This window comes from Corallococcus sp. AB032C (assembly GCF_003668935.1).
In the GTDB taxonomy this organism is placed as follows: Bacteria; Myxococcota; Myxococcia; order Myxococcales; family Myxococcaceae; genus Corallococcus; species Corallococcus exiguus.
In genome coordinates this window covers 1-4913 of sequence record NZ_RAWP01000218.1, presented here as the reverse complement: position 1 = coordinate 4913, position 4913 = coordinate 1, and the positions used below count along the sequence as shown (strand labels likewise).

Annotated in this window: 4 protein-coding genes and 1 tRNA gene; all 5 read left to right on the top strand. The window is 55.2% G+C overall.

The features are described from left to right. The first annotated feature begins 161 nt into the window (after positions 1–161). The 5 genes from D7X99_RS41490 (at position 162) to D7X99_RS41470 (ending at position 4739) form a co-directional block, all read left to right on the top strand. Positions 162–238: transfer RNA gene (locus D7X99_RS41490), tRNA-Pro, on the top strand. 720 nt (positions 239–958) lie between these two features. After that, positions 959–1318, top strand: coding sequence for a hypothetical protein (locus D7X99_RS41485; protein WP_199756432.1), 360 nt, complete (start codon positions 959–961; stop codon positions 1316–1318). 68 nt (positions 1319–1386) lie between these two features. Then, the gene (locus D7X99_RS41480) at positions 1387–2361 is read left to right on the top strand and encodes a thymidylate synthase (protein ID WP_199756431.1); all 975 of its coding nucleotides are present in this window, start codon (positions 1387–1389) and stop codon (positions 2359–2361) included. An 898-nt stretch (positions 2362–3259) separates the two neighbouring features. Beyond that, a complete protein-coding gene (locus D7X99_RS42565) occupies positions 3260–4201 on the top strand; it encodes a hypothetical protein (RefSeq protein WP_147476419.1) in 942 nt (313 codons plus the stop codon). A 223-nt stretch (positions 4202–4424) separates the two neighbouring features. Then, complete coding sequence (locus tag D7X99_RS41470; RefSeq protein ID WP_121782530.1) at positions 4425–4739, top strand: hypothetical protein; 315 nt, start codon at positions 4425–4427, stop codon at positions 4737–4739. The last annotated feature ends 174 nt before the right edge of the window (positions 4740–4913 follow it).

The following is a 4913-nucleotide window of genomic DNA, read 5'->3' as shown; positions in this document are numbered from 1 at the left end:
CCGAGATCAACACAAGGCTATTCGTCGGCAGCGTCAGATGAGTATAAGAGACAGGAGGGAAGGAGGAGGCGAAAGAGTCCGTTGACTGAAGGAAGCGGCTCGGATAGATCCGCCCTCGCTTCGCCGGGCCCGAGGGCAGTTCCTGGCGCAGCACCGGATATCGGGGAGTGGCTCAGCCTGGTAGAGCACTTGGTTCGGGACCAAGGGGTCGCAGGTTCAAATCCTGTCTCCCCGACCAAACGACGAAGCGGGCTGGAGGCCGAAAGGTCTCCAGCCCGTTTTCGTTTGGTGCTTGCTGTTCTGGGCCCTACAGCGGGTGGATGGCTGCTGATCTAGCCGCCGGGCTCAAGTGATTGGGGCGCTGCGAGAGGCTCTGGAGGCCGGCCCCCTGACGGGCCTTCGCCGGGGCTCCAACATCGCTTCGGATGTGCCGCTGCTTGCGGAGGGCCGTAAACAGCTAGGCCGCCATCTTCACCTTTCGATTCCACCGCCTTTGGGCGACGTGACGGACCTTTCCCCCTCAGAACGGTGAATAGTGATGACGCCTCGGGTGGAGTCCACGTCAGCTTGCTGCAGGGCGATGCTCTGCTCTCACAGCAGGGCAACCCGCCCCTCCCTATCCCTCAAGCTGAAGATGATGCGTTACTGACCCACTTTGCTGCTCCGTCCACTTGCTGCTTGTATTTGAGCGGCTCGTAGAACTTCATGACGGAGAGGAACCAACTACATCATAAAAGTCCAGCTAGCTAAGTTGCTCAGTACAGTGTGGATGCTGCACTCTACGCAGTGTCAGTCGAAGAGATATAATCTGCCCTTCAATCAAAGTGCGGTGTGAACCGTTACTGCAGGAAGGAATGCGATGTCTAAGCGAAGGCAAGTGCGGATTTACGTCGCCTCTTCGTGGCGAAATCTGCGACAGCCCACTGTTGTCGCGGCGTTACGCCAAGAAGGCTATCTTGTGTACGACTTCCGTATGCCTGACCTCGCCCAACATGGCTTCAGTTGGGCGGAAGTTGATCAGGATTGGAAGCGTTGGACGCCCGGAGAATTCAGGGATGCGCTTCAGCATCCTGCGGCTAAGCGAGGGTTCAACTTCGATATGCACGCTCTTGAGGCAGCTGACGTCACGGTTCTTGTTCTGCCCTGCGGCCGTTCTGCTCACCTAGAGCTGGGATACGCAGCCGGAAAAGGCCAGTTGACATTTGTGTTGTGCGATAGCGTATTGGATGAGGCTGAACTCATGTATCTCATGAACACCAGGGTGTGTCTTGATGTGCCTGAGCTGGTTGAGTGCATAAATGAGCAAGTCCAAGACTAGGTCGACGTGCTATGTATATTTCAGCCCAAACACTTGACGACTTGCTTCGAGAAGTATTTGGCCGGCTCTTGAAAAGTAAGAGTCACATTGAGCCTAGGCGCAAAGCAGGGAAAGAACTGATCGGAGTTCTCCTTGAGCTCAAGAATCCTAGAGCACGCCTTAGTCGGACCGAAAAGAAGGGAGTCCCGTTCAGTTGTTTGGGCGAATTTTTATGGTACTTTTCGGGGCGCAATGATTTAGATTTTATTTGCCATTACGTTCCCCAGTATCGTGAAGAGTCGGACGACGGAAAGACTATTCACGGCGCATATGGCCCGCGCTTGATGGGGAAGCAAGGAGTTAATCAAGTTGAAAACGTTCTCAATCTCCTGGGGACTCGACGAGATTCTCGTCGAGCGGTGATTCAGTTGTTTTCTGCTGAGGACCTTGCGGGAGACTATAAAGACATTCCGTGTACCTGCACGCTCCAGTTCATGCTGCGCCGTAATCGGCTGCACATGCTTACGAGCATGAGATCCAACGACGCGTTTCGGGGACTGCCGCATGACGTTTTTGCGTTTACGATGATGCAGGAGATATTTGCGCGAACGCTCAAAGTTGAGCTTGGCACGTACAAACATGTTGTTGGAAGTCTTCACCTGTACGACAAAGACAGGGACGGCGCACAAGCATTTTTAGATGAAGGATGGCAGAGGAGCATAGCGATGCCATCAATGCCTCTGGACGATACGGAGCCGCTCAAGGCGCTTCAAAAAGTGTTGAGAGCGGAAGAGATGATTCGCCGAAACAGGGCGATAGATATAAGCAAGCTGCGCCTAGATTCGTACTGGGAAGATCTCGTTCGACTTCTACAAATTTACCAGTACTATGCGCAGGATCGCAAGACTCCGTCATTTAGCCTGAAGAAAGAAAGTCAAGCAGCCATTGTGAAAATCAAAAAGGAGATGAAGTCTCGCATGTATGACGTGTATATAAATAAGAAGAGACGGGCGGCAGAGCGGAAGCTGATTTCTCAGGGGCCGGTACAAGCGCGCCTTTTGTGAGTCTATCATTGGGTCGAGGATATCGGAAAGCAGGCCGTCAGTTGAGATTGGGTGTTGTTGATACTGGGCATCCTGCTCGCCAGGGGGAAGTGCCTTCTTCTCTGAGCTTGATTCTGAGAAAGCTAGTCAGTCTCTCGGCGGAGCTTCGGGTTGCTAGAGTTCCTGTTATTCCTTGGGGCTGTCCAATTCCGTGTTTCGGAGATATCTCCGCAGCGCGAGTCGCTACTCTTGGACTTAATCCAAGTAATCGGGAGTTTGTCGATGGCGAAGGAGTCGAGCTTGATGGTCCATCTCGTCGTTTTCATACTCTATGTTCATTGAATATCCCAGACTGGAGTAGTGTTGATTCGCAGCATGTTCAGTTGATTTGGGAATCGTGTAGGGATTATTTTGACGGAAACCCGTACGATGGATGGTTTAGGCAGTTAGATCAGTTGATTGGTGAGACAGAGGCGTCCTATTATGGCGGCTTGAGAACTGCGTGCCATCTTGATTTGGTCCCTTACGCCACGGCGTGTAAATGGACTGGGCTAACCAGCCAACAACGATCCACCCTGCTCGCTCTCGCGGGAGGAAGTCTTGGCTTACTGCTTCGAGAGTCTTCGATTCAATTGATGGTCCTTAACGGGCGAACTGTTGTTGAGAATTTCGAAAAGGTCTCCGGTGTTCAGCTTGAGAGAAGGCTGATGTCTGGTTGGGAACTTCCGAGGCGAGCCCGGTCTTCAGTGTCGGGGTATGCACATGTGGGGGTTGTGCGGAGTGTTTCGGGAGTGGATTTGCGGCGCGATTTGGTTGTGCTTGGGTATAATCATAATATTCAGAGTAGTTTTGGGGTTACGCGAGAGGTCAGGGATTCAATTCGGAGTTGGATTGGTAGAGCTGCGCAAGGGGTGCTTTGATGAGGCCGAAAGATCGGCAGCTTGCTGTGCATTTGAAGACGAAGTTGCGAGCTTTTGCTGCAAAAACGCATCCGCTCCCGGGAGTTGAGAGCGAGGAGTTTCTTGCGTCATTTGTCGAGCAGCTTGTCGAGAGTGTCAGGCGTGTCTCGTATATTGCTGTGATTCAGAAGCAGATGCTCAGTAGCCTTCGGGCGGATCCTGCAAGTGAGTCGTTTGATCCTATTAAGGCTGCGGTGTTGCGCAGGGATGAGGGACGGCTTGATGAGGCGTTTTGGCTTGTTTTCTTGTCGGTTCACTTTGGGAAGAACTATCGAACGGGCTGGCGATTGGCCCGCAATGTTTACGGGAGGTTGGGGCAGGGAGCCGCATGGACTTGGGCAAATACCAGTAGTAGCCCTGGTCGCTTTCGGAAGTGGCTTTCAGAGTATGAAGAGAAATTGAGTGATAACAAAAGGTTCGGTTGTTTTGGGAATCATCGCAGATACCAAAGCCTGAGTGCATGGGAGCCCAGGGGGACTGGTTCGGCCTTTGAAACTTACATAGGGTGGATAGCGCCTTCGCAGACCCATCAAGCGTTTTTTAATAGTGCTCCTGCTGCTGTCTCGCGGGATCCTAAAATCCTATTTGAGTATTTTTATAATTCGATGGCCGCTGTTGACTCGTTTGGTCGCCTCGCCAGGTTTGATTATTTGACAATGGTGGGAAAGCTGGGGCTGGCTGCTATCGCGCCGGGGCGAACGTATCTGCAAGGAGCTACAGGACCTAGACGTGGCGCGCAGTTGTTGTTTGGTGGGAGCGTCAAGGCAGGACTCAAGAGCAAGGACTTAGAGGCTCGTTTAGTTGAGTTGGGCGCGTATCTAGGGGTTGGAATGCAAGAACTCGAAGATTCTCTTTGTAACTGGCAGAAAAGTCCCGCTGTATTTGTTCCTTTTAGAGGTTAAAGCTGGTCTCGAAATTGTGCGAGCAGGCATGGGGCGACAGGCCGGGCCGCTGATCGACATGCGCGGAAGTTGAAGCGGGAGGACCGGCCTGGGCGAACGCCCACGCCCTCACGAGCGCTGTGGGACGGCATCCTGTGGATTCTGCGGACCGGCGTAACCGTCCGGCCAACGACGTGCTGCAGGCCATTGCCGGGGGAGCGGCGCGCGGCGGACGCTTCCGGGCATGTCGAAGCAGGTGGAGAAGCCGGAGTGGGCGCGCGTCGCGGAAGCGTTCGAGGCGAGCGGGCAGACGCAGCGGGAGTTCGCGTTGGCGCGGGGCGTGCGGCTGAGCACGTTGCAGTCGTGGGTATACCGAGCACGACGGAGCGCGCCGTCGCGAGTCGAGCCGGTGAGACTCTTGCCGGTGCAGGTGGCGAGCGCCCCCGATGCGACGGAGTCCCTGCTGGAGGTGGTGGCCGCGAGCGGGGCGCGGGTGCGATTCGCGGTGGGCACTGACGTGGCGTACGTCGCGAGTCTCGTCGCGGCGCTGGGGCGGTGAGAGGGTGTTCGCGCTGCCTGCCTCGGTGCGCGTGGTGCTGGCGGTGGGTAACCGTCCGGCCAACGATGTGCCGTGAGGGATTGCCGGGGGAGCGGTTCGCGGCGGACGCTTCCGGGCATGGCGAAGCAGGTGGAGAAGCCGGAGTGGGCGCGCATCGCGGAAGCCTTCGAGGCC

Excerpts from the sequence above, each read along its gene's own strand:
- D7X99_RS42565 (WP_147476419.1), top strand. The coding sequence starts at position 3,260 with ATGAGGCCGAAAGATCGGCAGCTTGCTGTGCATTTGAAGACGAAGTTG.
- D7X99_RS41470 (WP_121782530.1), top strand. The coding sequence starts at position 4,425 with ATGTCGAAGCAGGTGGAGAAGCCGGAGTGGGCGCGCGTCGCGGAAGCG.